We start from the raw sequence: 26,776 nt of genomic DNA on the forward strand, positions 1-26,776 counted from the left end.
CCCGACCCGTGAACCTGCAGGACCTGCTGTCCGACCCCCGCCCGTTCGCCCTGCTCCGCCGCCGCACCCCGGGCCGCGACGAGCACACGGTGGAGGTCCTGATCGGCCCCGTCACCTCCCGGGAACGCCTGGCCGACCTCCCCGACGAGGGCCTCGCGCTGGTCCCGTTCCGGCAGATCCGCGAGCGCGGCTTCGACGTCCGCGACGACGGCACCCCGCTGCTGGTGCTGACGCCCGAGGAGTCGTACGAGATCCCGCTGGCCGAGGCCCTGCGGTCACTGCCCGGACACGACGTGCGGGTCGAGGGCGGCGGCTTCGACGTCGGCGACGAGGAGTACGGCGAGATCGTCGGGCGGGTGCTGCACGAGGAGATCGGCCGGGGCGAGGGCGCCAACTTCGTGATCCGGCGGACGTACGAGGGCGAGATCCCGGGCTTCGGCCGCGCCGACGCGCTGGCGCTGTTCCGGCGGCTGCTGGAGGGCGAGCGGGGCGCGTACTGGACGTTCGTCGTCCACACCGGGGACCGGACGCTGGTGGGTGCCAGTCCCGAGGTGCATGTGCGGATGTCCGGCGGGACCGTCGTCATGAACCCGATCAGCGGGACGTACCGCTATCCGGCCGAGGGGCCGACGCCGGAACATCTGCTGGACTTCCTCGCCGACGGCAAGGAGATCGAGGAGCTGTCCATGGTCGTCGACGAGGAACTGAAGATGATGTGCACCGTCGGCGACATCGGGGGCGTGGTCGTCGGCCCGCGCCTGAAGGAGATGGCGCACCTCGCGCACACCGAGTACGAGCTGCGCGGGAAGTCCTCCCTGGATGCGCGGGAGGTGCTGCGGGAGACCATGTTCGCGGCGACGGTCACCGGGTCGCCGGTGCAGAACGCGTGCCGCGTGATCGAGCGCCACGAGGTCGGCGGGCGCGGCTATTACGCGGGCGCGCTGGCGCTGCTCGGGAAGGACTCCGGGGGCGCCCAGACGCTGGACTCCCCCATCCTGATCCGCACCGCCGACATCTCGGGTGGGGGCACCTCCCGCTCGAGCGAAGCCGAGAGTGGGGGAGGCCAGCTGCGCGTCCCGGTCGGCGCGACACTCGTGCGCGGCTCGGACCCGGCGGGCGAGGTGGCGGAGACGCACGCGAAGGCGGCGGGCGTGCTGGCCGCCCTCGGGGTACGGCCCTCCCGGCCGCGCGAGGAGCGGGCGCGGCCGCGGCTGGCCGACGACCCCCGGGTGCGGGCCGCGCTGGACGGGCGCCGCGCCTCGCTCGCGCCGTTCTGGCTGCGGATGCAGGAGCGGTCGGCGGCCCTGGCGGGGCACGCCCTGGTGGTCGACGGCGAGGACACCTTCACGGCGATGCTGGCGCACGTCCTGCGGTCGAGCGGGCTGGACGTCACCGTCCGGCGGTACGACGAGCCGGGGCTGCGGGAGGCGGTGCCGGCGCACGAGGGGCCGGTCGTCCTCGGGCCCGGCCCGGGAGACCCCTCGGACCTCGCCGACCCGAAGATGCGGTTCCTGCGGGAGCTGGCCGCCGAGGTGCTCCGGGAGCACCGGCACGGTGTGCTCGGCGTCTGCCTCGGGCACGAGCTGATCGCGGCGGAGCTGGGCCTGGAGATCGTACGGAAGGAAGTGCCGTACCAGGGCGCGCAGACGGAGATCGACCTGTTCGGGCGGAGCGAGACCGTCGGCTTCTACAACAGCTTCGTGGCGCGCTGCGACGACGACGCGGCGAACGAACTGTCCGCGCACGGGATCGAGGTGAGCCGGGCCGCGAACGGCGAGGTGCACGCGATCCGGGGCCCCAGGTTCAGCGGGGTGCAGTTCCACCCGGAGTCGATCCTGACGCTGAACGGGGCCGCGGTCGTACGGGAGCTGGTGGGGCAGCTGCGCCGCACGACCGTGTAGCCGTCGGGGGGCCGCCGTCAGCCGAAGAAGACCCCGACCTCCTCGTACAGCTTCGGGTCCACCGTCTTCAGCTTGGCGGTGGCCTCGGCGATCGGGACGCGGACGATGTCGGTGCCGCGCAGGGCGACCATCTTGCCGAAGTCGCCGTCGCGGACGCAGTCGATGGCGTGCAGCCCGAAGCGGGTGGCGAGCCAGCGGTCGAAGGCGCTGGGGGTGCCGCCGCGCTGGATGTGCCCGAGGACCGTGGTGCGGGCCTCCTTGCCGGTGCGCTTCTCGATCTCCTTGGCCAGCCACTCGCCGACCCCGGACAGCCGGACATGCCCGAAGGAGTCGAGCGACTGGTCCTTGAGGACCATCTCGCCGTCCTTCGGCATGGCGCCCTCGGCGACGACCACGATCGGGGCGTACGAGGCCTTGAAGCGGGAGGTGATCCAGGCGCACACCTGGTCGAGGTCGAAGCGCTGTTCGGGGATGAGGATGACGTTGGCGCCGCCGGCCAGGCCGGAGTGCAGGGCGATCCAGCCGGCGTGGCGGCCCATCACCTCGCAGACGAGAACCCGCATATGGGACTCGGCGGTGGTGTGCAGGCGGTCGATGGCCTCGGTGGCGATGCCGACCGCGGTGTCGAAGCCGAAGGTGTAGTCGGTGGCGGACAGGTCGTTGTCGATGGTCTTCGGTACGCCGACGACGGGGACGCCGTACTCGTCGGTGAGACGCGCGGCCACGCCCAGGGTGTCCTCGCCGCCGATCGCGATGAGGGCCTCGACCTCCAGCTTGGCCAGGTTCTCCTTGATACGGCGGATGCCGTTCTCCTGCTTCAGCGGATTCGTGCGCGAGGAGCCGAGGATGGTGCCGCCGCGGGGCAGGATGCCGCGCACCGCGGGGATGTCGAGCCGTACGGTGTCGTTCTCCAGCGGCCCGCGCCAGCCGTCCCGGAAGCCGACGAAGTCATAGCCGTACTCCTGTACGCCCTTGCGGACGACGCCCCGGATGACGGCGTTGAGCCCGGGGCAGTCGCCGCCCCCGGTCAGTACTCCGACCCGCATGGAAATGTCCCTTCACCGCGGTTGCCTGACGCTCAGTCACGGTAATGGTGATGCGCGTCACACAGGGAGAGGCGGGAAGGGTGATTCCGGTGAATTGTCAGGAGGTTGGTTTACCCGTGCCGGGGGGTCTGCTCGTCGTCGAGCCCGCGCTCTATCGCGTACCGCACCAGCTCGACCCTGTTGTGCAGCTGGAGCTTGCCGAGGGTGTTCTGGACGTGGTTCTGGACCGTGCGGTGGGAGATGACGAGGCGCTCGGCGATCTGCTTGTAGCTCAGGCCCTTGGCGACCAGCCGCAGCACCTCCGTCTCCCGCTCGGTCAGCCGGGGCGCGCCCGGCTCGCCGGCGTCCGGGGCGGGCGCGGGCTCGGAGGCCAGGCGGCGGTACTCGCCGAGGACCAGTCCGGCCAGGCCCGGCGTGAACACCGGGTCGCCGACGGCCGTACGGCGCACCGCGTCCAGGAGTTCCTCGGTCGAGGCCGACTTCAGCAGATAGCCGGTCGCGCCGGACTTGACGGCCTCCAGGACGTCGGCGTGCTCGCCGCTCGCGGACAGGACGAGGACGCGCAGGGCCGGGTTGTGGCCGACCAGTTCCTTGCACACCTGGACGCCGGGCTTGGCGGGCAGGTTGAGGTCCAGCACGAGGACGTCCGGGGCGGCGGCCCTGGCGCGGCGGACCGCCTGTTCGCCGTCGCCCGCGGTGGCGACCACCTCGAAGCCGGACTCGCTCAGGTCCCGGGCGACCGCGTCGCGCCACATGGGATGGTCGTCGACCACCATGACCTTGATCGGGCCCTGCTGCTCGCTCATCGCTTCTCCGCCTTGTCCCGTGAGACCTTCGGTACCTTCAGTTCGACCTCCGTGCCCTGTCCGGGGACGGAGATCAGCTCGGCGCTGCCGCCGAGGTCGCGCAGGCGTCCCCGGATCGACTGGGCCACGCCGAGCCGGCCCTCGCCCTCGGCCTGGGCGAGCCGGCCCTCGGGGATGCCGGGGCCGTCGTCGCGGACGGTGACGACGATCTCGTCGGGCTCGTCCTCGACGAGGATCCAGGCTCGCGCGTCCGCACCGGCGTGCCGGCGCACATTGTCCAGGGCGGCCCCGACCGCGGCGGCCAGCTCACGCGCCGCCGGCCGCGGCAGCGGCACCGGGGCGCCGGGTTCGGCGAGGCTGACCCGGGCGCCGGCGTAGGGGGCGAGCAGGGTGCGCAGATCGACGGGGCCGTCGTCGTCCGGCTCCTCGACCGCGCGGACGACGGCTCCGTCGGCCGCGTCCTCCGACACCCGGGAGACCGGCAGCAGCCCGCCGGAGACCAGCGTGCGCAGCGCCACCTCCTGCTCCCCGGCGAGGCGTCCCAGTTCGGCCGCCTCGCCGCCGATGACCGCGCCGCGCCGCTGCACCATCGCCAGGACCTGGAGCACGCTGTCGTGGATGTCCCGGGCCAGCCGCTCCCGCTCCCGGGTCGCGGCCTCGATCTCCAGGGCGCGGGCGAGGGTGCGCTCGGAGGCGCGGGCCACCTCCACGACGTAGCCGATGGCCACGGAGGCGATCCAGACCAGCAGGACGGCGTGCACCGTCGCCCGGCTCGGGGTGCCCCGCTGGACGACGTTGGCGATGGCGACCGGCGTCGAGGCCAGCGCCGCCCAGCGCCAGCCGCCCTTGAGCGCGAAGGCGAGGACCGAGCCGGCCGTCCATATCGACGGCAGCGTCGGAGTGCCCGCCACGATGCGCGCGTGGGAGGCGGCGACCGGCGTGAGGAGGATGCCGGTGAGCGCGATGGTCAGGTCGACGGCGAGGAAGCGCCGGGTGCACTGTGCGGCGCTCGCGACCTTGGGCAGCGTGGCCAGGGTCCACACGAAGAGGACCGCGTAGTAGCCGACGGCGACCCAGGGGTGTACGAACTTGCCGTACCGGTAGACGAACAAGCCGATCGCGTACACCATCGTGAGCACGCGGTACCCGGCGAGCGCACGCCACAGCGGCTGCTCGACCGACATCCTCATGACCCGCTCGCGCCTGGGCATGGCCCCCCGATCCCCCGATTCCCCCGCTCTAGGCCTCGGCCTTCTTCTCCGCCTCCTTGGCGGCCTTCTCCGCTTCCTTGGCCGCCTTCGCCGCGTCCGCGATCTGCCGCTTGGCGGCGGTCGCGTACATGTCGACGTACTCCTGGCCGGAGAGCTTCATGATCTCGTACATGACCTCGTCGGTCAGCGCGCGCAGCACGAACCGGTCGTGCTCCATGCCCTGGTAGCGGCTGAAGTCCAGGGGCTTGCCGATGCGGATGCCCGGGCGCATCAGCTTCGGCATCACCTGGCCGGGCGGCTGGATCTTCTCGGTGTCGATCATCGCGACGGGGATGACCGGCGCGCCGGTGGCGAGCGCCACGCGCGCGAGGCCGCCGGGCTTGCCCCGGTACAGGCGGCCGTCGGGCGAGCGGGTGCCCTCCGGGTAGATGCCGAACAGCTCGCCGCGCTCCAGCACCTCTATGCCGCTCTTGATCGCGGCCTCGCCCGCGCCGCGCGTCCCGGAGCGGTCCACCGGGAGCTGTCCGACGCCCTTGAAGAAGGCCGCGGTGAGCCGGCCCTTGACGCCGGGGGTGGTGAAGTACTCGGCCTTCGCGATGAAGGTGACCTTGCGGTCCAGGACCGCAGGCAGGAAGAACGAGTCCGAGAAGGACAGGTGATTGCTCGCCAGAATGGCGGGGCCTTCGGCCGGAATGTTCTCCAGCCCCTCCACCCAGGGCCTGAAGGCGACCTTCAGCGGCCCTCCGATGGCGACCTTCATCGTGCCGTACAACACCCGTGTGCCTCCTGTTTCCGTCGATCAGACCTTAACCCGGAGTGCCGTCAATGGGACCGACGACCCTGGTCGGTGTCAGTGCGGTCGCGTACGGTGAACCACATCCGCCAGTACTTCACGCCACTGACAGGAACAGGAGCCCGAAAGGTGCCGGTTCTCCCCGGAGCCGAGCCGTACCGCCACGAGGGCGGGGAGGTGGGTGTCCTCCTCTGCCACGGCTTCACCGGCTCGCCCCAGTCGCTGCGCCCCTGGGCGGAGCACCACGCGGCGCACGGCCTGACCGTGTCGCTGCCGCTGCTGCCCGGGCACGGCACGCACTGGGAGGACATGCAGGTCACGGGCTGGCAGGACTGGTACGCGGAGGTGGACCGCGAGCTGCGGCTGCTCACCGGGCGCTGTTCCCGGGTGTTCGTCGCGGGCCTGTCGATGGGCGGCGCACTGGCGCTGCGGCTGGCGGCCCGGCACGGCGAGCAGGTCGCCGGGGTGGTCGCCGTCAACCCGGCGAACCGGGTGCACGGCCTGTCGGCGTACGCCCTTCCGGTGGCCCGGCACCTCGTGCGGACGACGAAGGGCATCGCCAGCGACATCGCCAAGGGCGGCGCGGCCGAGCTGGGTTACGACCGGGTGCCGCTGCACACGGCGCACTCCCTGCGGGTGTTCCTGCGTCGGCTGGACGGCGAGCTGCCCCAGGTCACCCAGCCGTTGCTGCTGCTGCGCAGCGCCCAGGACCATGTGGTCCCGGCGGCCGACTCGGCGCGGGTGCTGAGCCGGGTGTCCTCCGTGGACGTAACGGAGATCGTGCTGGAACAGAGTTACCACGTGGCGACGTTGGACCACGATGCGGACCGGATCTTCGAGGAGAGCCTCGCCTTCATCGGCCGGCTCGCACCCAGTGTCGGCAAGGAAGGGACGGCCGCAGTTGGCTGAGCACGACTCCGACCGCGAGGACCGCGAGCCGGACGAGAAGGGCGTGCCCTTCGACGAGGACGCCGTTTGGCGGGCGATCGTCGCGGGGTACGGCGAAGAGCCGCCGGATCCGCCGGGGGCTCGGCCCTTCAAGCCGGTCGAGGACCTCGCGCTGCTCGAGAAGGAACCCCCGGGCGAGGGCGCCGACAGCTCCGAGGAGCCGCGGCCCGCCCGTCCGCTGGGCAGCTCGATCTCGTTCGCGCCCGGCGTGGGGCCGCGCGACTACACGGCGCCGGAGCCCTCCGACGACTTCGACGAGGACGACGAGGGCCACTTCGTGCCGCCCGAGCCGCCGCCGCTGCCGACCGCCGACACGACCGCCAAATTCGCCTGGCTCGGCGTGGTCGGCGGCCCGATCCTGCTCCTGCTGGCCGTACTGCTCGGCTGGGAGATGACGTGGTGGCTGACGACGCTCGGCGTCGGCGGCTTCCTCGGCGGGTTCGTGACCCTGGTGACCCGGATGCGGACGGACGACGACGATGACGTCGACCCGGGAAGCGGTGCCGTGGTCTGACGCTACGACGCCGGGATCTTGAGGGCGGCCAGGACCGGGAGGTGGTCCGTGGCCGCCCTCAGGTCTCTCTCCGTGATCCCCGGCTGGTCCAGGGGCACGCCGCAGCCGAGCACCTCGATGCCCTGGGTGGCGAAGACGGCGTCGATGCGCTGGTGCGGGTCGGCCGGGGTCGAGGTGAAGTCGCCACCCCAGGGGGCGGTGGCCCGGCAGTCCTGGAGGGCGGCAGCGAGGTGGCGGAAGGCGGGGCCGTCGGGGCGCTCGTTGAGATCACCGCCCACGACGGCGTGCTTCACGCCCATTCCGGCGAGCCGGTCGAGGAGCAGGCCGGCCTGCTCGTAGCGCTCGTCTTTCTGCAGGCTGAGGTGGCAACTGAGGACGCCGAGGCGGGCCCCGCCGAAGCGGACCACTGCCGTGGCGAGGCCGCGGCGGTGCAGGCCGGGGGTGAGGGGGAGCAGGACGTCCTCGGTCCGTTCGACCGTGGCGCGGAGCGAGCAGAGGATCGCGGGGCCAGCGGCTGTGGCTCCGCCGGTGAGGATGACCTGGCCGGAGGCTGCTGCGAGGCGGGCCAGTTTCTTGCGCCAGCGGAAGAAGCGGGGGGCTTCCTGGATGAGGACCAGGTCGGGGGTGCAGGCGGTGATCACTCTGGCGAGGGCGGCGGTGTCGTCGCGCATCGAGCGGATGTTGTAGCTGAGGACCCGGACGACCGCGGAACCGTCGGGCTCTGTGCGGGAGTTGGGGAGCAGCGGCATGTGGATCAATGTACGCGGAACAGCTCGGGGCGCGAGGTGTGTGCGCGGCTGCCGGTTGTCCGTGGCTTGTCACGCCCACACGGCGGAGCCGCATATTTTACACAGTCCCGCGCCCCTGTACACCACAGGTCTCTTACATGATCGGGTCGGGCTCCCGGGCCAGGTCCGCCGCGCCCACCAGGCCCGCCTTGTTGCCCAGCTGCGCGGCGATCACGTCGGCGACCGGGCGCCAGTTGCCGCCGACCAGCCAGCGCTTGTAGGACTTGCGGATCGGGTCGAGGACCAGCTCGCCCTCGTCCGAGAGGCCGCCGCCGACGATGAAGGCGGAGGGGTCGAAGAGGGAGGCCAGGTCGGCGAGGCCCGCGCCGGCCCAGCGGGCCAGCTCGCGGTAGGAGTCCACGGCGACCGGGTCGCCCTGGCGGGCGGCCATGGAGATGTGCTTGCCCTCGATGCCGTCGGGGGTGCCGTCGCCCAGGGACAGGAGCAGCTCGGCGTGCTCGGGGGTGGCGTTGGCGCGCTGCTTGGCGTAGCGGACCAGGGCGCGGCCGGAGGCGTACTGCTCCCAGCAGCCCTGGCTGCCGCAGCCGCACAGCAGGCCGTCCGGGACCATCCGGATGTGGCCGAACTCGGCGGCCACGCCGAAGTGGCCGCGGCGCAGCTTGTTGCCGATGATGATGCCGCCGCCGAGGCCGGTGCCGAGGGTGATGCAGATGACGTTGCGGTGGCCCTTGCCGGCGCCGAACTTGTACTCGCCCCACGCGGCGGCGTTGGCGTCGTTCTCGACCACGACCGGGAGGCCGACGCGGGCCTCGACCTTCTCCTTCAGCGGCTCGTTGCGCCAGTCGATGTTGGGCGCGAAGTACACCGTGGAGCGCTGCCGGTCCACGTATCCGGCCGCACCGATGCCCACGCCGACGATCTCGTGTCCCGCACGCGCACCCTCCACCGCCGAGGCGATGGCGTCCACGATGGCCTCGGGCGTGGTGGGGGTCGGCACCTTGAAGGTCGAGAGGATGTTGCCTTCCTCGTCGACCACGCCGGCCGCGATCTTGGTGCCGCCGATGTCGACGCCGATGGTGAGTCCCATGAATCCCTCAGTTTCGGTCGAGCCCCGCTACGGCCAACCGTACCCGAGGCCCTGCCCGGCGAAGGCTTCAGTCCAGGTCGATGCGTTGCCCCGGGCCGGTGCCCTCGTCCCGGTCGGGACGGTCGGTCCAGTCGTCCTTCAGGTCGGACGCGCCGGTGGTCCAGCGGCGCTCCTGGGCCTGGACGGCGGAGCGGTAGGCGGCCAGCAGCTCGGTACCGGCCGCGGCGAGATGGTCGAAGACCTCCGGGTTGCGCTCTATGACGGGTTCGACGGCGGCCTTGGCCTGCTGGACGACCTGGCGCACCACCTGCTGGGCGGCGGGTCCGGCGACGCCGCCGAGGAGCGGGGTCTGCAGACCGGACAGCTTGTCGGCCACCGCGTCCACGAACTTGCGCAGTTCCTCGGCCGCGGAGCCAGGGGGCGGGCCCTGCTCGGCACGGCGGCGGGCCTTCTCGGCGGCGAGGTCCTCGGCACAGGCCGTGGCCCAGGCGTCGGTGTCGGTCGCCCGGCTCTGCTCGGCCTCCTCTGCCTTCTCACGCTTCTCGGGCTTCTCGGGCTTCTCGGGCTTCTCGAAGGCGTCGGATGCGGGGCGGTCTTCGGTCATGGCGGACTCCTGAATACGGTTCGCACCTCCGACGTTACCCGAACGGGCGTACGCGGTTCACCGCCGCGCGGCGGGCCACAGGTCCGGGTCGGGGGCGAACCGGATGCGCAGTTCGCCCTCGCGCAGTGCGGCCCCGGCGACGGTGCAGCGGCGCAGGGCGGACGGAAGCGGAACGATCCGCCGGAAGGGGCCCGCGCTGATCACGAGCTCGTCGCCGCGCCGGATCAGGTCCAGGTCGTCCCGTATCGCACCGGGCAGCGGGAGGTGCCAGACCAGCACGCCGTCCTCCGCAAGGCGGTCGGCGACGGGCCACTCGACCGGGGTGGGCGCGGGGTTGACGCCGGGGACGGCGAGGGCGTCCAGGTCGTCGGTACCGCGCGGGTCGCGGCCGAGGTGGGGGACGGTGTGGACGTCGTACGACTCCGCCCAGTCGGCCAGGGCCTTGCGCTGCTGGGCGAAAAGGCCGGCGAGCCAGGTGTCGGGGGCGGTGTCGGGCAGGACGCGGTTGGCGATCAGGGACTCGGTGGGCAGGCCGCGCAGGGCGAGACCGAGGGTCGCGGTGGTGACGGCGTCGGCGCCGGCGGGGCCGGGCTCGGCGACCAGGCGTACGGCGGTGTGCCGGTCGGTGAGGACGGCCTCCACGGCGGCCAGCTCGACGTCCCAGCGGGCTGCCGTCTCGTAGAGCCACTCGGCGGGCATGGGGACGCCGGCCAGCCGGCCGAGGACCGGGCGCAGGGCGCGGGCCGCCTGCCGCTCGGGCGGGAGCAGACGGCGCAGGTAGCGGCGCAGCTCCTCCGGGAGGGCGAGGAGGGGGAGGGCCTGCGGGAGGGGCGGGAGGTCCGCGACGAGGAGGTCGTAGCGCTCGGAGAGGGCGGCGTCTCTGAGGGCGCGGAGGAAGGACAGCTCCTCGGCGCCGGGCAGCGGGGTGACCTCCTCGGCGTCCAGGCGTGCGGCGCCGAGGAGGTCGAGGACGTTCGCGGCGCGGGTCTGGAAGGCGGTGAGGTCCTGCCGGAAGCGTTCCGTGGCGTCGGGGCGCCAGGCGGTGAGGTGCTCGGTGATCCGGGTCGGGGCCGGTCCTGTCGCGGAGCCCAGTGCCGTACCGAGGGTGTCGGTGCGGTCGGCGCTGAGGAGGAGGGTGCGGGTGCCCTCGCGGGCGGCGTCGACCGCAGTGGCGGCGGCAACCGTGGTACGACCGCTGCCGCCCGGGCCCGTGATCAGGATGGTGCGCATGAGGGTGAACGGTAACGGAGGGCAGGACACGGAGTTTTCGCGGTGCCGGTGCTATCGGCAGCGGGCTTCCTGGGGACACCCGGTGCTACGGGCAGCGGGGTTCGCGGGCGCCCGGTGCTGCGAGCAGCGGTTCGCGGGCACCCGGTGCTGCCGCCGGCCGGGTGTAGGTCGCGCAGCCCGGCGCTGACGGGTTGCCGCCCGCGCCCACCCGTGCCGCCCCAGCGGCACGACTGCCCGCGGCTGGACGGACCACTGACCGCCACGACCGCCCACGGCTTCACGCCACTCGACCGCACGCGGCTTACAAGAGCCGGCGATCCGCGGCTGCACGGAGAACGACCGCACCCACCCAACGAGCCCCGCTGCCCACACCTCACCAGACCGGCCACCCACGGCTGGACGGACCACTGACCGCCACGACCGCCTTCGGCTCGACCACGCGCGCGGCCTACGAGACCCGCTGCCCACAGCCCACGAGACCGGCTACCCGCGGCCGGTCAGTGCAACTGAGCAAACGACTGCCCGAGGCTGCACGGAGCGGCACGACCGCCCGCAGCCAACGCGACCGGATACCCACGGCCAACGAGACCGGCTACCCCGCCAGACAGACAAACCGAGGACCACGACCACCCGCTGCTCACGCGACTCGATCGCGCGCGGCCTGCGGGACGGCTGCCCGAGGCTGGACGGAGCGGCACGGCCGTCCGCAGCTACGAGGCTCGACTGCCCGCGGCCTACGAGATCCGGCCGGACGCAGTGACCGAGCGTGGAAACCGGCCGCAACCCCGCGCAGCCCGCCGCCGAGGAATCCTCACGCCCGCAGGCGCCCGCCAACCGACACCCCTCAGCGGCGGCTGCTCAGCCTCGTAGCGTGGTGAGACGGGTGGGTGGGTGGGAAAGGAATCAGCTGCCCGACTCGACCCGCTTCTTCAGGCCCGCAAGAGCCCGGTCGATGATGACCTTCTCCGCCTTGCGCTTGATCATACCGAGCATCGGGATCTTGACGTCGACCGTGAGCTGGTAGGTGACCTCGGTGGCGCCCCCGCCGGCCGGCTTGAGGAGGTAGGAGCCGTCGAGAGAGCGCAGCATCTGGGACTTCACCAGGGTCCAGGAGACCTCGTTCGCCCCGGTCCAGGTGTAGCCCAGGGTCTGGTCGTCCTTGATGGCGCCCGCGTCCATGACGAGGCGGACCTGCTCGGCGCGGCCCTGCTCGTCGGTCTTGAGGACCTCCGCTTCCTTCACCTCGCCGGTCCAGTCCGGGTAGCGGGCGAAATCGGCGATCACCGCCATGACGTCGGCCGGAGCCGCCTCGATCGTGATGCTCGAACTGGTGTGTTCCGCCATCGCCGTGGCTCCTCCAGATACGGACCTAAGAGTGTGCAGCGTGAAGGCTACCGCGCCGCCGACCTGGCGCCTTCACCCCATCTCCCCGACTGTCTTCCGCCGTCCCGGCGCGCTCACCATTCGAGCGCCCAGGGCCTGCCCGTCCCCGCGAAGTGCCCCACGTTCACGCACTCGGTGGCGCCGATCCGCATCCGGCGCGCCAGCGGCTGATGGACATGGCCGAAGAGGGAGTAGCGGGGGCGGGTGCGCTGGATGGCCGCAAGCAGCGCCCGGCTGCCGCGCTCGAAGCGGCGCGCGACCGTGTCGTAGACCAGTTCCGGCACCTCCGGCGGGATGTGCGTGCACAGCACGTCCACCTCGCCGACCGCCTCGATCTTCGCCGCGTACTCCTCGTCGTCGATCTCGTACGGCGTCCGCATCGGGGTGCGCAGCCCTCCGCCCACGAAGCCGAAGGTCCAGCCGCCGATCTCCACCCGCTCGCCGTCCAGCACCGTGGTGCCGGGCCCGGCGTACTCACTCCACAGAGGCGGCATGTCGACATTGCCGTAGGTGGCGTACGTCGGGGTCGGGAACGTGGCGAACATCTCGGCGTACTGCTTGCGCACCGCCTTCTCGATGGCGGCGGCCCGGTCGGAGCCGATCCCGGCCCACAGCCGGGCCCCGAAGGCGCGCGCCTCCTCGAAGCGGCGGGCGGTACGCAGCTCGACGATGCGGTCGGCGTTCTCCTTGCCGAACAGGTCGGGGAAGATCCCGCGGGAGTGGTCGGCGTAGTCGAGGAAGAGGACGAGGTCGCCGAGGCAGATCAGGGCGTCCGCACCGTCACCGGCCCGGGCCAGGTCACGGGCGTTGCCGTGCACGTCGCTGACCACATGGACGCGTGTCCTTCGGTTGCCGGAGCGTGTGGGTGCCATGGCGATCAAGCGTAGGCGTGTGGGGTGGGCGTGAACAGTGGTGGCCGGGCCTGCGGTTACTCGCCGGTCGGTTAAGCCGTGGACTACTGTGCGCCCAGGAACGCCATCCTGTGTGACGCAGCGAACATCTCGTCGGGACCCCCTGTCGTAGAAGCCATACCGACGGGTAACGTCCGGGCAGTCCAGTCGTGCTCTGGGTTTCAACCAAGCGGTCGAACACCCGGAGCACTTGCCCGAGCCTTGGACCGCACCGTCGCATCACACAGTGTCGTGGCGCCGGCGCCCTATGAGGAGCAGCAGTCTTGCGCGAGTTCAGCCTTCCGGCTTTGTACGAGGTCCCTGCGGACGGCAATCTGACCGACATCGTCCGCAGAAACGCCGCGCAGCATCCCGATGTCGCCGTCATCGCCCGCAAGGCGGGCGGCGCCTGGCAGGACGTGACGGCCACGGAGTTCCTGGCCGAGGTGCACACCGCCGCCAAGGGCCTCATCGCCTCCGGTGTGCAGCCGGGCGACCGGGTCGCCCTGATGTCCAGGACGCGCTACGAGTGGACGCTCCTCGACTTCGCGATCTGGAGCGCGGGCGCGGTCACCGTGCCGGTGTACGAGACCAGCTCGCCGGAGCAGGTGCAGTGGATCCTGTCCGACTCGGGCGCGACCGCCTGCATCGTGGAGCTGGACGGCCACGCGGCCGCCGTGGACACGGTCCGCGACACCCTGCCCGCCCTCAAGCACGTCTGGCAGATCGAGGCCGGCGGTCTGGAGGAGCTGGGCCGGCTCGGGCAGGACGTCTCGGACGCGACCGTGGAGGAGCGCTCCTCGCGCGCCAAGGCCGACGACCCGGCGACCATCGTCTACACGAGCGGGACGACCGGGCGCCCCAAGGGCTGCGTCCTCACCCACCGCAGCTTCTTCGCCGAGTGCGGGAACATCGTGGAGCGGCTGCGCCCGCTGTTCCGCACCGGTGAGTGCTCGGTCCTGCTCTTCCTCCCGCTCGCGCACGTCTTCGGACGGCTCGTGCAGATCGCGCCGATGATGGCGCCGATCAAGCTGGGCTGCGTCCCCGACATCAAGCACCTCACCGACGAGCTGGCCGCCTTCCGGCCGACGCTGATCCTCGGCGTGCCGCGCGTCTTCGAGAAGGTCTACAACACGGCGCGGGCCAAGGCGCAGGCCGACGGCAAGGGCGCGATCTTCGACAAGGCCGCGGACACCGCGATCGCCTACAGCAAGGCGCTGGACACCCCGTCGGGCCCGTCCCTGGGCCTGAAGATCAAGCACAAGGTCTTCGACAAGCTGGTCTACAGCAAGCTGCGCGCGGTCCTCGGCGGCCGGGGCGAGTACGCGATCTCCGGCGGCGCCCCGCTGGGCGAGCGGCTCGGGCACTTCTTCCGCGGCATCGGCTTCACGGTGCTGGAGGGCTACGGCCTGACCGAGTCCTGCGCGGCGACCGCGTTCAACCCCTGGGACCGGCAGAAGATCGGCACGGTCGGCCAGCCGCTGCCCGGCTCGGTGGTCCGGATAGCGGACGACGGCGAGGTGCTGCTGCACGGCGAGCACCTGTTCAAGGAGTACTGGAACAACCCGGGCGCGACCGCGGAGGCGCTCGCCGACGGCTGGTTCCACACCGGTGACATCGGCACCCTCGACGAGGACGGCTACCTCAGGATCACCGGCCGCAAGAAGGAGATCATCGTCACCGCGGGCGGCAAGAACGTGGCCCCGGCCGTGATCGAGGACCGTATCCGCGCCCACGCGCTGGTCGCGGAGTGCATGGTGGTGGGCGACGGGCGGCCGTTCGTGGGCGCGCTGGTCACCATCGACGACGAGTTCCTGGGCCGTTGGGCGGCCGAGCACGGCAAGCCGGCGGGCTCCACCGCGGCGTCGCTGAAGGGCGACCCGGATCTGCTCGCGGCGATCCAGGCGGCCGTCGACGACGGCAACGCCGCGGTGTCGAAGGCGGAATCGGTGCGGAAGTTCCGCATTCTGTCCTCCCAGTTCACGGAGGAGTCGGGCCACCTCACCCCGTCGCTGAAGCTCAAGCGGAACGTGGTGGCGAAGGACTACGCGGACGAGATCGAGGCGATCTACGCGAAGTAGTACGCCTGCCGGAAGAGCTGAAAGCGCGTCATGGCGCGGTGTCCTCGGCGAGGACCCGCGCCATCGTGCGTTCGGCGAGCGCGGTGATGGTGACGAAGGGGTTCACGCCGATGTTGCCGGGCACGAGTGAGCCGTCGGTGATGTAGAGCTTCGAGTACCCCTTCACCCGGCCGTAGTCGTCGGTCGCCTTCCCCAGGACGCAGCCGCCCAGCGGGTGGTAGGTGAAGTCGTCCGCGAAGATCTTGCTGGTCGAGCCGAAGAGGTCGTACCGGTAGATGGTCAGGTTGGCCGCGTTGATCCGGTCGAAGAGCTTCTTGGCCATGGCGACCGACACCGCGCTCTGAGCCGGGGTCCAGCCGAGTTTCACCGCCCCGGACGAGGAGTCGTACGAGAACGACGCCCGCTCGGGGTTCTTGGTGATCGCCAGGTACAGGCTGATCCAGTGCTCGAACCCCATGGGCAGCGGGGCGATCTCGGCGAAGACCGGGTTGGCGGTGTTGGCCCAGTCGTCGATGCCCATGACGGGCATGGTCGCCTGGTTGGCGCCGACCGTGTCCCACATGTGGTTGGCGCGGCCGAGCATGGTGTTGCCGTTGGTGCCCCAGCCGGCGCCGACACCGGAGTCCAGCGCGGGCAGGGTGCCCGTCTCCCGCGCCCGGACGAGCAGTTCGGTGGTGCCGAGGCTGCCGCCGCCGAGGAAGAGGTACGTACAGCTGTACTGCTTGGTCTCCACCACCTTGCCGGTGGTGTCGATGCGGTCGGCGGTCAGGACGTACGACCCGTCGCTCGCCCTGGTGACCGCCTTGACCTTCTCCAGGGTGTGGAGGGTGACGTTGCCGGTGCCGAGGGCGGCGGCCCAGTAGGTCTTGTCGAGGCTGCGCTTGCCGTAGTTGTTGCCGTAGATGACCTCGCCGGCGAGCGCGGACCTGGTGGCGGTGCCGGCGGCTTCGCGCTGCATGTAGCCGAAGTCGTAGACGTTCGGCACGAAGGTGGTCTTCAGGCCCGCGTTGGCGGCGGCCTTCCGGGAGGTGCGGGTGAACCGGTACCACTCCGTGGACTCGAACCAGGCCGGGTCGATGGTGTTGACTCCGAGCATGGAGCGGGCGCGCGGGAAGTAGGTGCCGTACATCTCGTCGGCGTCCACGGTCGGGAACTGCTCGGCGAAGTAGGACTTCAGCGGGGTGACCGCCATGCCGCCGTTGACCAGGGAGCCGCCGCCGACGCCCCGGCCGACGTACACGGACATGTTGTCGTAGTGCACCCGGTCGAGGACTCCGGGGTAGGCGCCGATGTCCTTGTTGACGAGGTCCAGCCACAGGAAGGTGGCCAGCGGGGCCTCGGTGCGGGTGCGGAACCACATGGAGCGCTGGTCGGGGGCGCCGGTGGAGCAGAACACCTTGCCGTCGCTGCCGGTGGTGTTCCAGAGCCGGCCCATTTCCAGGACGAGGGTGCGGATGCCGGCCTGGCCGAGGCGGAGGGCGGCGACGGCGCCGCCGTAGCCCGAACCGACCACGATGGCCGGGGCGTTGTCGACGGCGGCCGGTTCGGCGGCCTGGGCGGACTGGAGACCGATGCGGGTGAGACCCGCCGTGGCGGCGGTCTGGAGGGCGATCATGCCCAGGATGTGACGTCTGCTCAGCTGACGCTGCATCAGTTTTGCTGTCATGCGCGCAGCATGTGCGGATTTTCCGGTTCCGCCTAGAGCGGCAGCACGTTTTACAACAGGGCTTCGAGCTTCTCCGCCAGCAGGTCCCAGCGCCACTTCTCCTCGACCCACTGGCGGCCCCGCTCGCCCATCCTGCGGCGCAGTTCGGCGTCCCCGAGGAGGGCGATGATGCGTTCGGCGGCCTCCGCCGGCTCGCCGCCCCGCACGACCCAGCCGGTCTCGCCGTCCAGCACGGCGTCGGGGGCGCCGCCCGAGTCGCCGGCGACGACCGGCAGGCCGGTGGCGGAGGCCTCCAGGTAGACGATGCCGAGGCCCTCGACGTCCAGTCCACCGCGCCGGGTGCGGCACGGCATGGCGAAGACGTCCCCGGCGCCGTAGTGCGCGGGCAGCTCGGACCAGGGCACGGCGCCGGTGAAGCGGACCGAGGCCTCGACGCCCGTCTCGCGGGCCAGGCGGCGCAGATCCTGCTCGTAGGGCCCGCCGCCGACGACGAGCAGGACCGCGTCCGGCTCGGCGGCGAGGATCCGGGGCATGGCCTGGATGAGCGTGTCCTGACCCTTCCTCGGCACCAGCCGGGAGACGCACACGACCACCGGCCGGTCGGTGAGCCCGAGCCGCGCCCGGACCTCGTCGCCGCCCGAGCCGGGGTGGAAGGTCTTCTCGTCGACGCCGGGCGGCAGCTGGACCATGCGCCCGGCCGCGTCCGGGGTCAGCGCGGTCGCTATCCGGGAGCGGGTGTACTCGCCCAGGTAGGTGATCGTGTCCGTGGACTCCCCGATCCGGCGCAGCAGCTGCCGGGCCGCGGGCAGCTGGGCCCAGCCGGCCTCGTGACCGTGGGTGGTGGCCACCAGCCGCTGGGCGCCCGCACGGCGCAGCGCGGGTGCCATCAGACCGAGCGGCGCGGCCGCCCCGAACCACACCGAGGTGCAGCCGTGCTCCCGCAGCAGTCCGACCGCGCGCCGGGTCGCGTCCGGGGTGGGCAGCAGCATGGTCGTACGGTCGCGTACGACGGTGAAGGGCTGCTCGGCGTCGAAGGCGGCCGTGGCCTCGGCGCCCTCCCGGCCACGCTTCCAGGTCGAGGCGTAGACGACGAGCCGCCCCGGGTCCAGCCGGAGGGCCATGTTGTGCAGGAAGGCCTGGATGCCGCCCGGCCGGGGCGGAAAGTCGTTGGTCACGATCAGCGTCTTGTGCATCGCCGCCGACCCTACCGGGCGGCCGTCCGCCGCCGGGAGCCGCCGGGTCTGTGGCACGCGCACAGCCCGGCACGACATCATGTTCCCATCAACCCGAAAATCGAACGGCAGGGGAGCACGTGGAGACGAAGGGCGCCGGGCGGTCCCTGGCATGGCTGCTCGCGACCTGGGGCGTCACCCGCGTGGTCCTGTTGCTCTTCGTGTTCCGGGTGTACGTCTTCCCGGGCCCGGACGTCACCTCGGACGTGTCGGTGATCTACCGCGGCTGGTACGAGGTACTGCGCCACGGAACGTTTCCGCTGGACGACGTGACCTGGCAGTACCCGCCCGCCGCCGCGCTCGCGATCCTCTCCCCCGCCGCCCTGCCGTTCCTGGGCTACACGCACGCGTTCTTCGTGCTGGTGTGCCTCGCCGACCTGGTCGTGCTGTCGCTGCTGCTGCGCACGGGCCGGCGGCCCGACCGGTCGCTGCGCGGGGTGTGGGTCTGGGTGGTGGGCGTACCGCTGCTCGGACCGACGGTGTACGCCCGCTACGACCTGATGGTGACCGCGGTGGCCGTGGCGGCCCTGCTCGCGGGGACCCGGCATCCGCGGGTGATGGGCGCGCTGGTGGGCTTCGGGGCGATGCTGAAGGTGTGGCCGGCGCTGCTCCTGGTGGGCGCCACCCGGTTGCGGGCGTGGGTGTCGGCCGCGGTGACCGCGGTCGGCCTCGCGGCGCTGTTCACGGTGACCATGCCGGGCGCCTTCGCCTTCCTCACCTTCCAGCGGGACCGTGGCACGGAGGTGGAGTCGCTGGGCGGCCTGGTCTTCCATGTGGCGCGGCACCACGGCTGGGAGGGCCAGGTGCTGCTGAACTACGGGTCGATCGAGTTCGTCGGCCCGTACGTCGGGCCGGTCAGCACCGCCGCGATGGCGCTGACGGGGGCCGCGTTCGGCTGGCTGGTGCTGTGGCGGCGGCGGGCGGCCCGGTTCGCGCCGCACACGCTCGCGGACGCGGCCCTCACGGCGGTGCTGCTGTTCACGGTCACCAGCCGGGTGATCAGCCCGCAGTACCTGGTGTGGCTGATCGGTCTGGCCGCCGTGTGCCTGTGCTTCCGGGAGAGTCGTATGGGCGCACCCGCCGTGATGCTGCTCGCGGCGGCCTTCCTGACGGTCCTGGAGTTCCCGGTCGGCTTCGAGCACGTGGTCGCGAGCGACGCGTACGGCATCACGCTGATCGTGCTCCGCAACGGCCTGCTCGTCGCCGCCGCCCTCACGGCGGCCCGCCGGCTGTGGCGGTCCACGGCCCCCGCGGCCACCGCGACCCCGCTGCCCCCTCAGGCGACCCGTACGAAGGAGACCTCGGCCTTCTGACGCCGGGTCCGTCGCAGCAGGACTGCACCGGCCCCGCACTGCACGGCCATCGCGAGTGCCAGGGCCAGGCAGAGACCGGGCAGGCCGAGGCCGGAGAGGGCGTACGCCAGGGGCAGCTGGACGGCCGTGCCGAGCAGGGTGACCCGGAGCAGCGCCGGGGCTGAGCCGCTGCCCTCGAAGACCCCGCCGAGCGCGATGAAGCAGGCCATCAGCAGCAGGTAGGGGCCGATGCAGCGCAGGAACAACGCGCCCTGGTGGGCGACTTCGGGTCCGGCGCCGAAGGCGGCCATGATCCAGGGGCCGGTGGCGGCGAACAGGGCGGCGGCCGTCAGGCCCAGCGCTCCGGAGAGCAGCATCGCCTGCCGGCCGATGGCCCCGCGCGCGTCCTCCCCCGCGCCCTGGGTGTGCGCGGTGTGGATGGCCGCGGCCTGGCGTACGGAGTAGAAGGCCATGGTGGCGACGTACAGGACCTTGTACGCGATCGAGTAGGCGGCCACCGCCGTCACCCCGAGCCGCGCCACGATCGCCACCAGCGCCAGCGCCCCGCCCTGCCGCACGGTGAAGTCTGCGGACATGGGCAGGCCGGTGGTGAGGGTGCGGCGCAGGGCGGCGGGGACCGGTTCGGCGGGGCGGGACTTTGCCGCCGTGCGCAGGGTTGCGTTGCGGCGGAGGGCGCGCAGGCCCACGGCCAGGGCCACGCAGCGGCACAGCACGGTGGAGGCGGCGGCGCCCCGGATGCCGTAGAGGTGGATCAGGACGGGGTCGCAGAGCAGGATCAGCCCGTTGGCCAGCAGGGCGAGCCGCATCGGCGTACGGGTGTCACCCGTGCCCTTGAGGATGCCGTCGACGAGCTGCTGGGCGAAGAAGACGGCAGTGCCCGGCAGGGAGACGGCGAAGTACGCCGTCGCGAGATGCAGGGCTGCCGGCTCACCGCCGCCGAGGACGAGCCGGGCCAGCGGTTCGCGCAGCAGGAATCCGCCCGCCGCGACCACCGGTGTGACCACGCCGCACAGTGCCCAGCCGCCGCGCACCGCAGCGCGCAGCGCTCCGGGATCGTGGGCTCCCCTGGCATGCGCGACCAGCACGGTCGTACCGGAGGCGAAGACCAGCGCGACGCCGAGCAGCACGTTCTCGGTGTTGGTCGCGACGGCGACGGCGGCCACGGCGGCACCGCCGAGCCGGGAGACCCAGACGGTGTTGATGATCCCGGAGGCGACCGAGGCGAGGAGCGAGAAGTAGACGGGGTGGGCGAGCGAGACGAGTTGTCTGCGATGGGCGTTCACGAGATCCCCCTCTTATCGAGCTATCTCGTTTCGAGGTAGCTCGATAAGAGCTAGCATGGATCCGTCGCCCGCTGCAAGGAGGAGTTCGCGTGCTGGAGCTGTCGATCCTGGGCTTCCTCGCCGAGGAACCCCTGCACGGCTACGAGCTGAAGGAGCGCATCAAGGCGCTGAGCGGGCATGTCCGGCCGGTCAGCGACGGCGCCCTCTACCCCGCCATCAACCGCCTCGTCGCCGCGGGCAAGCTCGACCAGCGCACCGAGGAGGGCGCGAGTGCAGCGCCCCGCCGGGTGTTGTCGCTCACCGAGAAGGGCCGCGCGGAGCTGCTGGAGCGGCTGCGTACCCCCAAGCAGGCCGAGATCACCGACCACGTCCGCTTCAACACGGTCCTGGCCTTCCTGCGGCACCTGGACGACCCGGCGGAACAGGCCGCGGTGCTGCGCCGCCGGCTGGAGTTCCTCGAGACCCCGGCGAGCTTCTTCTACCGGGACGGCGAGCCGGTGCGCGCGGAGGAGGCGGGGGATCTGTTCCGGCAGGGCATGCTGCGGGTCGCCCGGGCCACCGGCACGGCCGAGCGGGCCTGGCTGCGCGAGGCCATCGAGGTGCTCGGTCAGCGGAGCTGAGCGCGGACGTACTCCCGCCACTCGGCGGTGAACGCCTTCGGTGTCGTCCTGAGGACCTTCTTCAGTGCTTCCTCGACCGCGCCCGGGCGCTTGTGGTGGGTGCCGACGGCCCGGTAGAAGGCGCCGAGCCGGGCCTCGCCCCAGCGTTCGGCGATCATCGTGCAGGCCAGCCAGCCGCCCTCGTAGGCCTGCGCGAGGCGGGCGGGGTCGCTGGTGAAGCGGAAGTCCTGGTCGGCGGGGAGGTGCGCGGGCACGTGGCCGTCCTGGACCGCGCGCGCGAGTTCCGGTGCGGCCTCGGCGGGGGTGCGGCCGGTACCGAGGTAACCGATCCGGTCGGCGTAGCCCTCGGAGAGCCACAGCGGGGTGGCGGCGTCGGTGTGCGCGCGGGTGGCCACATGGGTGGTCTCATGGGTCAGGACGACCTGTTTGCCGAGGTCGCCGAGCAGGGCGTAGGCCTCCGGGTTGACGACCACCCGGTCCGCGGGCGCCTTCCCGGAGCTGCCCACCTCGCCTGTGGTGACCGCGGCGATGCCCCGGTAGTTCGCGGCGGGCGAGCCGAGCAGGCCCGCCATGCCCTCCAGCGAGCGCGGGACGAGGACGACGACCCGGCGGGTCCAGTCCGTGCCCCACTCGTGGGAGACGGCCGGGACCGCGCGGTCGGCGAGCCGGGCGTAGCCGCGCAGCCCGGCCGCGCTCTGCCCGGCCCCGAGGACCAGGCTGTGCGCGCCCTTGACCGCGGTCACCGTGCCCTGGTCCCACAGCTGCTGCCCGGCCTGCCGCGCGGGCCGGTCGGCGGTGACGTACCACCTGCCGTCGGCGGTGCGGCCGAGGGTGAGGGTGCGGCGGACGCTGACCGGGGCCCGGTCGTAGCCGGAGATCCGGTAGCGCAGTTCGGCGTCGGCGGTGACGCGCGGGCCGCGCCGGTGCACTGCGGTCACCCGGTAGGTCCAGGAGGCCAGCGGGAGCGCGCGCAGCCGGACGTACTCGGTCCGGGCGCCCGTCGTGCCGTAGGCCGTCTCGTCGTGCCCGAGGAGGGCCGCCGAGCGCCGGTCGAGCACCCGCTGCACCTCGGCCCTCGCCGGGTCGGCCGTCGTCCGGCCGCCGCATCCGGCCAGGGGCGCCGCGAGCAGCACACAGAGCCCCACCACCGCGGTGCGCCACGCCCGCCTACGACCAGCCATTGCCCGATCGTACGGCGAGCGCGGACGATCAAGGTCGGGTGACCGAGGAGATGGGCATCATCCCGACCGGGTCGTGGCGCACCGGCGCCCCCGGGTAGGGCGCGTGGACGACCTGGCCGTTGCCGACGTACATCCCCACATGGCTGGCGTCGTCGCGGTAGACGACCAGGTCGCCGGGGCGCGCCGCGGAGAGCGGGATCTGCCGGCCGGCGTACCGCTGCTCCTGCGAGGTGCGCGGCAGATGGACCCCGGCCTGCGCGTACGACCATTGCATCAGGCCCGAGCAGTCGAAGCCGGAGGGCCCGTTGGCACCCCACACGTAGGGGCGGCCGAGGGCGGAGAGGGCGGCTGCGACGGCGGCCGAGGAGCGGCCGTCGGGGGCGACGGCGCCGATGCCGGGGAGGTCGGGCAGGTCGGTGCGGACGGCGCGGGAGACCCGGTCGTAGGCGGCGCGCTCGGTGGGGGGCAGGGAGTTGAGCAGCTGCCGGGCCCTGGCGAGCTTCTTCTCCACGGTCCGCTTGTGGTGGGCGACCGCCTTGCGGCTCTGCTCCAGTGCGGCGAGCTTCGTCGCGGCCTCGGCGCGCTCCTGGCCGAGCTCGCGCATCGCCGAGCTCAACTCCTTGAGCTGACCGGCCTGCTGGGCGCCGATGCGGTCGAGGGTGGTCGCCTTGTCGAGGTAGTCGACGGGGTCCGCGGAGAAGAGCAGGGCGACGGTCGGGTCGATGCCTCCGGAGCGGTACTGGGCGCCGGCCAGCGAACCGAGCCGCTCGCGCATGGTGTTGATGCGCTGCTGCTGCCGGGCGATGCGGTCCTGGGCCTCCCGGACCTCCCGGCGCAGCACGTCGGACCGTTCGTCGGCCTTGTCGTAGGCCTGCGTCGCCTTCTCGGCCTCGGCGTAGAGGCGGTCCACCTCGGCACGGGTGTCCCCGTGCGGCGCCGCTTGTGCGGGTACGGCGCCGAGTGCGGTGGCCGCGGCCGACAACACGCACAGGGCGGCTCCGGCGCCCCGGTTGAACCCGGACAGTGCAAGGCGGCGATGAGACCCCACGGCAGTCCTTCTGCTGGCGGACAGAGACGGCTTCCCCGGCGCCGGGGACGGGGAGGCCCCTGCGCCGGGGAAACGCGCCAGACAGTAGCCGTGCGGACGGACCGCGCCGAACGCCTCGACGGCCGCACAAACGCGACGCCCCGCCGCTGACGCAGGTCATGGGCGGGGCGTGGAGTCAGTTCCGGTTCTTCGGATTCGCCCGTTCGGGCGCCCCCGAGCCGGTGGCGCGGGGTGGATCAGACCCGGACGCCGAACTGGAACGGCATGTTGCCGATGGCCTCGTAGCGGACCACGGCGCCGGTGTGCGGGGCGTGCAGCACCTGGCCGTTGCCAGCGTAGAGGCCGACGTGGTGCAGGTCGCCGTAGAAGAAGACCAGGTCGCCGACCTGGAGCTCGCTCATCGAGAGGCGGGTGCCCATGCCTGCCTGGGCCTCGGAGGTGCGCGGGATGGTGACACCGGCCTGGGCGTAGGCCCAGGAGGTCAGGCCCGAGCAGTCGAAGGAGGAGGGGCCGGAGGCGCCGTAGACGTAGGGCGAGCCGAGCTTGCTCTGGGCGGCGGAGAAGGCGGCGGCGGCACGGCCGGAGGCGGAGGTGTCGTTGCCGAGGTCCACGCGGTCGGTGGAGGAGCGGTTGGCGCGCGCCTGCTCGGCGGCGAGGGCCGCCTTCTCCTTGGCCGTCAGCGTGTTGAGCAGCTTCTGCGCCTCGGCGAGCTTGCCCTGGACTTCCTTCTTCTTCTTGCCCAGCTCGGTGCGGGTGGCGGCGAGGTCCTTGAGCTTCTCGGTGGCCTCTGCCCGCTCCTGGGCGAGTTCGCGCTGTTTGTCCTGAATCTTCTTCAGGGCCTCGACCTGCTGGCTGCTCAACTGGTCGAGCGTGGAGGCCTTGTCGAGGAAGTCGTCCGGGTTGGAGGACAGGAAGAGCTGGACCGAGGAATCTATGCCACCGGAGCGGTACTGGGCGGTGGCCAGCGACCCCAGGCCGTCGCGGAGCTTGTTGAGCTCCTGCTGACCGCGGGCCACATTGTCCTGGATCGTGGATATTTCCTTCTGCAGCTTCTGCTGCTTCTCCTTGGCCCCGTTGTACTTCTCGGTGGCCTGCTCCGCCTGCTCGTAGAGGTTGTCGACCTTCGCCTTGACCTCGTCCTTGCTGAGCTTCTCGCTCGGCGCGGCATTGGCGGCGTTCGCGCTCAGCGCGACGGCAGCGGCGGCTGCGGTGGTCAGCACGGTCACACGCGTGCGGCTCGGCTGCTTGGGTCGACGATGGGACGCCACGGAGGACGAACTCCTTCTTGTGAGTGATCACCCGTTCGGAGGTTCGAGCCCAGACCCTAGTGACCCAGTTGTGATCAGTTCAAATCCTCGCGGAAAAAAACCCTGTGACGCAATGCATTCTTTGCAATAACTCACGTGCAGTGAGGCGCGATTGACCCTACGTTGCGCGAGAGTCAGGCCAATTCGGGCATTGTGTATGCGCGTTGGACCTTCAGGACAGTCGCTTCAGAAGTACCGCAGAGGCGACCGGTCGGGCACCGGCCCGGGCGACCCCGTCGGCCACCTCGCGGTCGGTCGAGACCACGATGACCGGACGGCCTGGCGGCTCCGCACGCACCAGCTGGCGGATCAGCTCGTCCGCCGTCACCCCCGGCTTCGAGAACAGCACCCGCACACCGCGCGGCGGCGCGAGCAGGACCGGCGCGGCCAGTTCGGCGCCGTCGAACACGCACGTCACCTCGGCGCCGGTCTGCGCGGCCAGCGCCGAGAGCTGGCCCAGCAGCCTGAGCCGCTGCTTCTCCAGCGGCATCTGCGGATAGCCGGTCTTGGTGACGTTGTAGCCGTCGACCACCAGGTGGGCCTGCGGCAGCGCGAGCAACTGGTCGAGAATGGCCGGATCGTTCTCGGACAGGGCGCGGGCCGCGATGTCCTTCGGGGTCATTCGTCCGGGTTCGACCGCGTCCACGGTCTCGGCCGGGCGCACGGAGACCGGAGGCAGGGCGAGTTCGCGCCGCAGCCCCTGGGTGGCGTCCAGCAGGGTGTCGAGCAGCAGCCGTACCCGCATGTCCTCGACGCTGCGCCCCTCGCGGGCCGCCCGGCGGGTGGCCTCCAGCGCCGCCTCGGCCTCGCCCAGGCGGGCCTTGAGCCGCCGCGACTCGCTCTCCGCGGCCGACACCTGCGCCTGCGCCTCTCCGCGCACGGCCTCGATCTCGCCCTGGATCTTGCGCAGCGCGGCCTCCCCGCGCTTGACGTCGCTGAGCGCGGCACGGAGCTTACGATGAAGCGATTCCGCTTCCTTCTTCGCCGACTCCAGCTCCGCGCGCAGCCGTTCGCTCTCGCTCCGGGTCTGCTCCCGGGCCCGGGCCAGCTCCTCGTGCAGCCGCTCCAGTTCGGCCCGGCTCTCCTCGTCGGCCCGCTCGGCGTCCGCGCGCTGGGCCTCCTCGCCGGCCGCGGTGACCAGCTTCACCCAGCCCGCCGGGCGCAGTACATAGGCCGCGGCCGCCACGTCGAGCGGATCCGCGGCCGGGGGCGGCGAGCCGGAGTCGAGGGCGCCGGAGAGCTCCGGCTGCGCCTCTCTGAACTTCTCGCCGATCCGCTGCCGGAAGAGCGCATCGGTCTCCAGGGCCGCCGCCATCGCGTTCCCGGCGAACTTGGCCCGGCGGTTCGGGGCGAAGCGGGCGTACTGCCTCAACTGGGCGGGCAGTTCCGCGACGGTCAGGCTCCCGAACCCGTCCGAGACGATCTGCACGACCCGTCGGCGCACACCGTCGGGCAGCGGACGGTCAAGCACCTCAGCGGTGCCGTCGCCCGGCCCCCCGCCTGCGGTCTCCACCATCCGTCACACCCCAATACCTGTACGGGGCCCGCTCCGCTCAGGAGCCGGCGCCCGGCCTGTCCACGAGTTCCACCTGGTCCACCGCGTTGCACCAGCGGCAGCGGACCGACTCGATGGTCTCACTGACCACCTCGCGCTCCTCGACCGTCGGCTCACCGGCAAGGTCGAGGTGGACGTACTCCACGACCTTCGACGAGCGGGTCACGTCGAAGCGGGTGAGGTTGCCGCAGAGGGTGCAGCGCCACCGCGTGGTGGCGGTCGGCAGGGGAACCGTCATCGTGACTGTTCGCTTCCTTCTCGCTCGGTCCGCGCCGCTCCTCGACGCGTGTGGCTCGTAACCCTACGGCCTGGCGGGTACTCGCCGCCC

24 protein-coding genes are annotated in these 26,776 nt (G+C 72.0%); 6 read left to right on the forward strand and 18 right to left on the reverse strand.

Annotation, left to right across the window (positions count from 1 at the left end; all coding sequences use genetic code 11):
* Nucleotides 1-8 precede the first annotated feature (8 nt).
* Nucleotides 9-1,901, forward strand: coding sequence for an anthranilate synthase family protein (locus tag ACZ5DS_RS01955; RefSeq protein ID WP_468232990.1), 1,893 nt, complete (start codon nucleotides 9-11; stop codon nucleotides 1,899-1,901).
* A gap of 17 nt (nucleotides 1,902-1,918) precedes the next feature.
* Here ACZ5DS_RS01955 and ACZ5DS_RS01960 read toward each other — a convergent pair whose 3' ends face one another.
* From ACZ5DS_RS01960 to ACZ5DS_RS01975, 4 genes are all read right to left on the reverse strand, one after another.
* Nucleotides 1,919-2,947 carry a 6-phosphofructokinase gene (locus ACZ5DS_RS01960; protein WP_468232992.1) on the reverse strand — a complete coding sequence of 343 codons (1,029 nt, stop codon included), beginning with the start codon at nucleotides 2,945-2,947 and terminating at the stop codon, nucleotides 1,919-1,921.
* 110 nt (nucleotides 2,948-3,057) lie between these two features.
* On the reverse strand, nucleotides 3,058-3,753 hold the full coding sequence (locus tag ACZ5DS_RS01965; RefSeq protein ID WP_468232994.1) for a response regulator: 696 nt from the start codon (nucleotides 3,751-3,753) through the stop codon (nucleotides 3,058-3,060).
* A complete protein-coding gene (macS, locus tag ACZ5DS_RS01970) occupies nucleotides 3,750-4,964 on the reverse strand; it encodes a MacS family sensor histidine kinase (protein ID WP_468232996.1) in 1,215 nt (404 codons plus the stop codon). Before macS ends, ACZ5DS_RS01965 begins: the two co-directional genes overlap by 4 nt.
* Nucleotides 4,965-4,992: 28 nt before the next feature.
* Complete coding sequence (locus tag ACZ5DS_RS01975) at nucleotides 4,993-5,724, reverse strand: lysophospholipid acyltransferase family protein (RefSeq protein ID WP_468233861.1); 732 nt, start codon at nucleotides 5,722-5,724, stop codon at nucleotides 4,993-4,995.
* Nucleotides 5,725-5,886: 162 nt separating this feature from the next.
* On the opposite strand from ACZ5DS_RS01975, the gene ACZ5DS_RS01980 reads away from it, so the two are divergent.
* Both ACZ5DS_RS01980 and ACZ5DS_RS01985 read left to right on the forward strand, forming a co-directional pair.
* Nucleotides 5,887-6,666: an alpha/beta hydrolase gene (locus tag ACZ5DS_RS01980; RefSeq protein WP_468232998.1), complete on the forward strand. Its 780-nt coding sequence runs from the start codon at nucleotides 5,887-5,889 to the stop codon at nucleotides 6,664-6,666.
* Nucleotides 6,659-7,219: a hypothetical protein gene (locus ACZ5DS_RS01985; RefSeq protein ID WP_468233000.1), complete on the forward strand. Its 561-nt coding sequence runs from the start codon at nucleotides 6,659-6,661 to the stop codon at nucleotides 7,217-7,219. The genes ACZ5DS_RS01980 and ACZ5DS_RS01985 overlap by 8 nt, the downstream gene beginning before the upstream one ends.
* Before the next feature lie 2 nt (nucleotides 7,220-7,221).
* Here ACZ5DS_RS01985 and ACZ5DS_RS01990 read toward each other — a convergent pair whose 3' ends face one another.
* The 6 genes from ACZ5DS_RS01990 to ACZ5DS_RS02015 all read right to left on the reverse strand — a co-directional run bounded on the left by ACZ5DS_RS01990 (nucleotide 7,222) and on the right by ACZ5DS_RS02015 (nucleotide 13,144).
* A complete protein-coding gene (locus ACZ5DS_RS01990; RefSeq protein ID WP_468233002.1) occupies nucleotides 7,222-7,968 on the reverse strand; it encodes an endonuclease/exonuclease/phosphatase family protein in 747 nt (248 codons plus the stop codon).
* Between the two features lie 133 nt (nucleotides 7,969-8,101).
* Entirely contained in the window at nucleotides 8,102-9,055 is a 954-nt protein-coding gene (locus ACZ5DS_RS01995; protein ID WP_468233004.1) for an ROK family glucokinase, read from the reverse strand.
* Nucleotides 9,056-9,122: 67 nt separating this feature from the next.
* On the reverse strand, nucleotides 9,123-9,659 hold the full coding sequence (locus ACZ5DS_RS02000; RefSeq protein WP_468233005.1) for a DUF5304 domain-containing protein: 537 nt from the start codon (nucleotides 9,657-9,659) through the stop codon (nucleotides 9,123-9,125).
* Nucleotides 9,660-9,716: 57 nt separating this feature from the next.
* Nucleotides 9,717-10,889, reverse strand: coding sequence for an ArsA family ATPase (locus tag ACZ5DS_RS02005; RefSeq protein WP_468233007.1), 1,173 nt, complete (start codon nucleotides 10,887-10,889; stop codon nucleotides 9,717-9,719).
* 903 nt (nucleotides 10,890-11,792) lie between these two features.
* On the reverse strand, nucleotides 11,793-12,233 hold the full coding sequence (locus tag ACZ5DS_RS02010; protein WP_468233009.1) for an SRPBCC family protein: 441 nt from the start codon (nucleotides 12,231-12,233) through the stop codon (nucleotides 11,793-11,795).
* Nucleotides 12,234-12,346: 113 nt separating this feature from the next.
* Nucleotides 12,347-13,144: a metallophosphoesterase family protein gene (locus ACZ5DS_RS02015; RefSeq protein WP_468233010.1), complete on the reverse strand. Its 798-nt coding sequence runs from the start codon at nucleotides 13,142-13,144 to the stop codon at nucleotides 12,347-12,349.
* Nucleotides 13,145-13,446: 302 nt separating this feature from the next.
* Between ACZ5DS_RS02015 and ACZ5DS_RS02020 the strand changes: the two genes are divergently transcribed.
* Nucleotides 13,447-15,243, forward strand: coding sequence for an AMP-dependent synthetase/ligase (locus tag ACZ5DS_RS02020; protein WP_468233012.1), 1,797 nt, complete (start codon nucleotides 13,447-13,449; stop codon nucleotides 15,241-15,243).
* 28 nt (nucleotides 15,244-15,271) lie between these two features.
* On the opposite strand, the gene ACZ5DS_RS02025 is transcribed toward ACZ5DS_RS02020, so the two are convergent.
* Nucleotides 15,272-16,909 (reverse strand): GMC oxidoreductase, encoded by a 1,638-nt coding sequence (locus ACZ5DS_RS02025; protein WP_468233014.1) that lies wholly within the window; start codon nucleotides 16,907-16,909, stop codon nucleotides 15,272-15,274.
* A 50-nt stretch (nucleotides 16,910-16,959) separates the two neighbouring features.
* Nucleotides 16,960-18,102: a glycosyltransferase family 4 protein gene (locus ACZ5DS_RS02030; RefSeq protein WP_468233015.1), complete on the reverse strand. Its 1,143-nt coding sequence runs from the start codon at nucleotides 18,100-18,102 to the stop codon at nucleotides 16,960-16,962.
* A gap of 119 nt (nucleotides 18,103-18,221) precedes the next feature.
* Between ACZ5DS_RS02030 and ACZ5DS_RS02035 the strand changes: the two genes are divergently transcribed.
* The gene (locus ACZ5DS_RS02035) at nucleotides 18,222-19,454 is read left to right on the forward strand and encodes a glycosyltransferase 87 family protein (RefSeq protein ID WP_468233017.1); all 1,233 of its coding nucleotides are present in this window, start codon (nucleotides 18,222-18,224) and stop codon (nucleotides 19,452-19,454) included.
* Here ACZ5DS_RS02035 and ACZ5DS_RS02040 read toward each other — a convergent pair.
* The gene (locus ACZ5DS_RS02040; RefSeq protein ID WP_468233019.1) at nucleotides 19,418-20,737 is read right to left on the reverse strand and encodes an MATE family efflux transporter; all 1,320 of its coding nucleotides are present in this window, start codon (nucleotides 20,735-20,737) and stop codon (nucleotides 19,418-19,420) included. The two genes, ACZ5DS_RS02035 and ACZ5DS_RS02040, sit on opposite strands and share 37 nt — an antisense overlap.
* 89 nt (nucleotides 20,738-20,826) lie before the next feature.
* Here ACZ5DS_RS02040 and ACZ5DS_RS02045 point away from each other — a divergent pair, with 89 nt between their 5' ends.
* Nucleotides 20,827-21,357 (forward strand): PadR family transcriptional regulator, encoded by a 531-nt coding sequence (locus ACZ5DS_RS02045; protein WP_468233021.1) that lies wholly within the window; start codon nucleotides 20,827-20,829, stop codon nucleotides 21,355-21,357.
* On the opposite strand, the gene ACZ5DS_RS02050 is transcribed toward ACZ5DS_RS02045, so the two are convergent.
* The 5 genes from ACZ5DS_RS02050 to ACZ5DS_RS02070 form a co-directional block, all read right to left on the reverse strand.
* Nucleotides 21,345-22,538 (reverse strand): hypothetical protein, encoded by a 1,194-nt coding sequence (locus tag ACZ5DS_RS02050; RefSeq protein WP_468233023.1) that lies wholly within the window; start codon nucleotides 22,536-22,538, stop codon nucleotides 21,345-21,347. The two genes, ACZ5DS_RS02045 and ACZ5DS_RS02050, sit on opposite strands and share 13 nt — an antisense overlap.
* Nucleotides 22,539-22,566: 28 nt before the next feature.
* Nucleotides 22,567-23,586, reverse strand: coding sequence for a C40 family peptidase (locus ACZ5DS_RS02055; protein WP_468233024.1), 1,020 nt, complete (start codon nucleotides 23,584-23,586; stop codon nucleotides 22,567-22,569).
* Between the two features lie 236 nt (nucleotides 23,587-23,822).
* Nucleotides 23,823-24,854 carry a C40 family peptidase gene (locus tag ACZ5DS_RS02060; protein ID WP_468233026.1) on the reverse strand — a complete coding sequence of 344 codons (1,032 nt, stop codon included), beginning with the start codon at nucleotides 24,852-24,854 and terminating at the stop codon, nucleotides 23,823-23,825.
* A gap of 211 nt (nucleotides 24,855-25,065) precedes the next feature.
* A complete protein-coding gene (locus ACZ5DS_RS02065; protein ID WP_468233027.1) occupies nucleotides 25,066-26,409 on the reverse strand; it encodes an NYN domain-containing protein in 1,344 nt (447 codons plus the stop codon).
* A 37-nt stretch (nucleotides 26,410-26,446) separates the two neighbouring features.
* Nucleotides 26,447-26,686 carry a hypothetical protein gene (locus ACZ5DS_RS02070; RefSeq protein ID WP_014672226.1) on the reverse strand — a complete coding sequence of 80 codons (240 nt, stop codon included), beginning with the start codon at nucleotides 26,684-26,686 and terminating at the stop codon, nucleotides 26,447-26,449.
* Between the last annotated feature and the right edge of the window lie 90 nt (nucleotides 26,687-26,776).

The organism is Streptomyces sp. NPDC031100, from assembly GCF_055570785.1.

What these genes read in the sequence shown, in the direction of transcription:
- ACZ5DS_RS01960 (WP_468232992.1), bottom strand. Translation starts at nt 2,947, where the DNA reads ATGCGGGTCGGAGTACTGACCGGGGGCGGCGACTGCCCCGGGCTCAAC.
- ACZ5DS_RS01965 (WP_468232994.1), bottom strand. Translation starts at nt 3,753, where the DNA reads ATGAGCGAGCAGCAGGGCCCGATCAAGGTCATGGTGGTCGACGACCAT.
- macS (WP_468232996.1), bottom strand. Translation starts at nt 4,964, where the DNA reads ATGCCCAGGCGCGAGCGGGTCATGAGGATGTCGGTCGAGCAGCCGCTG.
- ACZ5DS_RS01975 (WP_468233861.1), bottom strand. Translation starts at nt 5,724, where the DNA reads ATGAAGGTCGCCATCGGAGGGCCGCTGAAGGTCGCCTTCAGGCCCTGG.
- ACZ5DS_RS01990 (WP_468233002.1), bottom strand. Translation starts at nt 7,968, where the DNA reads ATGCCGCTGCTCCCCAACTCCCGCACAGAGCCCGACGGTTCCGCGGTC.
- ACZ5DS_RS01995 (WP_468233004.1), bottom strand. Translation starts at nt 9,055, where the DNA reads ATGGGACTCACCATCGGCGTCGACATCGGCGGCACCAAGATCGCGGCC.
- ACZ5DS_RS02000 (WP_468233005.1), bottom strand. Translation starts at nt 9,659, where the DNA reads ATGACCGAAGACCGCCCCGCATCCGACGCCTTCGAGAAGCCCGAGAAG.
- ACZ5DS_RS02005 (WP_468233007.1), bottom strand. Translation starts at nt 10,889, where the DNA reads ATGCGCACCATCCTGATCACGGGCCCGGGCGGCAGCGGTCGTACCACG.
- ACZ5DS_RS02010 (WP_468233009.1), bottom strand. Translation starts at nt 12,233, where the DNA reads ATGGCGGAACACACCAGTTCGAGCATCACGATCGAGGCGGCTCCGGCC.
- ACZ5DS_RS02015 (WP_468233010.1), bottom strand. Translation starts at nt 13,144, where the DNA reads ATGGCACCCACACGCTCCGGCAACCGAAGGACACGCGTCCATGTGGTC.
- ACZ5DS_RS02025 (WP_468233014.1), bottom strand. Translation starts at nt 16,909, where the DNA reads ATGACAGCAAAACTGATGCAGCGTCAGCTGAGCAGACGTCACATCCTG.
- ACZ5DS_RS02030 (WP_468233015.1), bottom strand. Translation starts at nt 18,102, where the DNA reads ATGCACAAGACGCTGATCGTGACCAACGACTTTCCGCCCCGGCCGGGC.
- ACZ5DS_RS02050 (WP_468233023.1), bottom strand. Translation starts at nt 22,538, where the DNA reads ATGGCTGGTCGTAGGCGGGCGTGGCGCACCGCGGTGGTGGGGCTCTGT.
- ACZ5DS_RS02065 (WP_468233027.1), bottom strand. Translation starts at nt 26,409, where the DNA reads ATGGTGGAGACCGCAGGCGGGGGGCCGGGCGACGGCACCGCTGAGGTG.
- ACZ5DS_RS02070 (WP_014672226.1), bottom strand. Translation starts at nt 26,686, where the DNA reads ATGACGGTTCCCCTGCCGACCGCCACCACGCGGTGGCGCTGCACCCTC.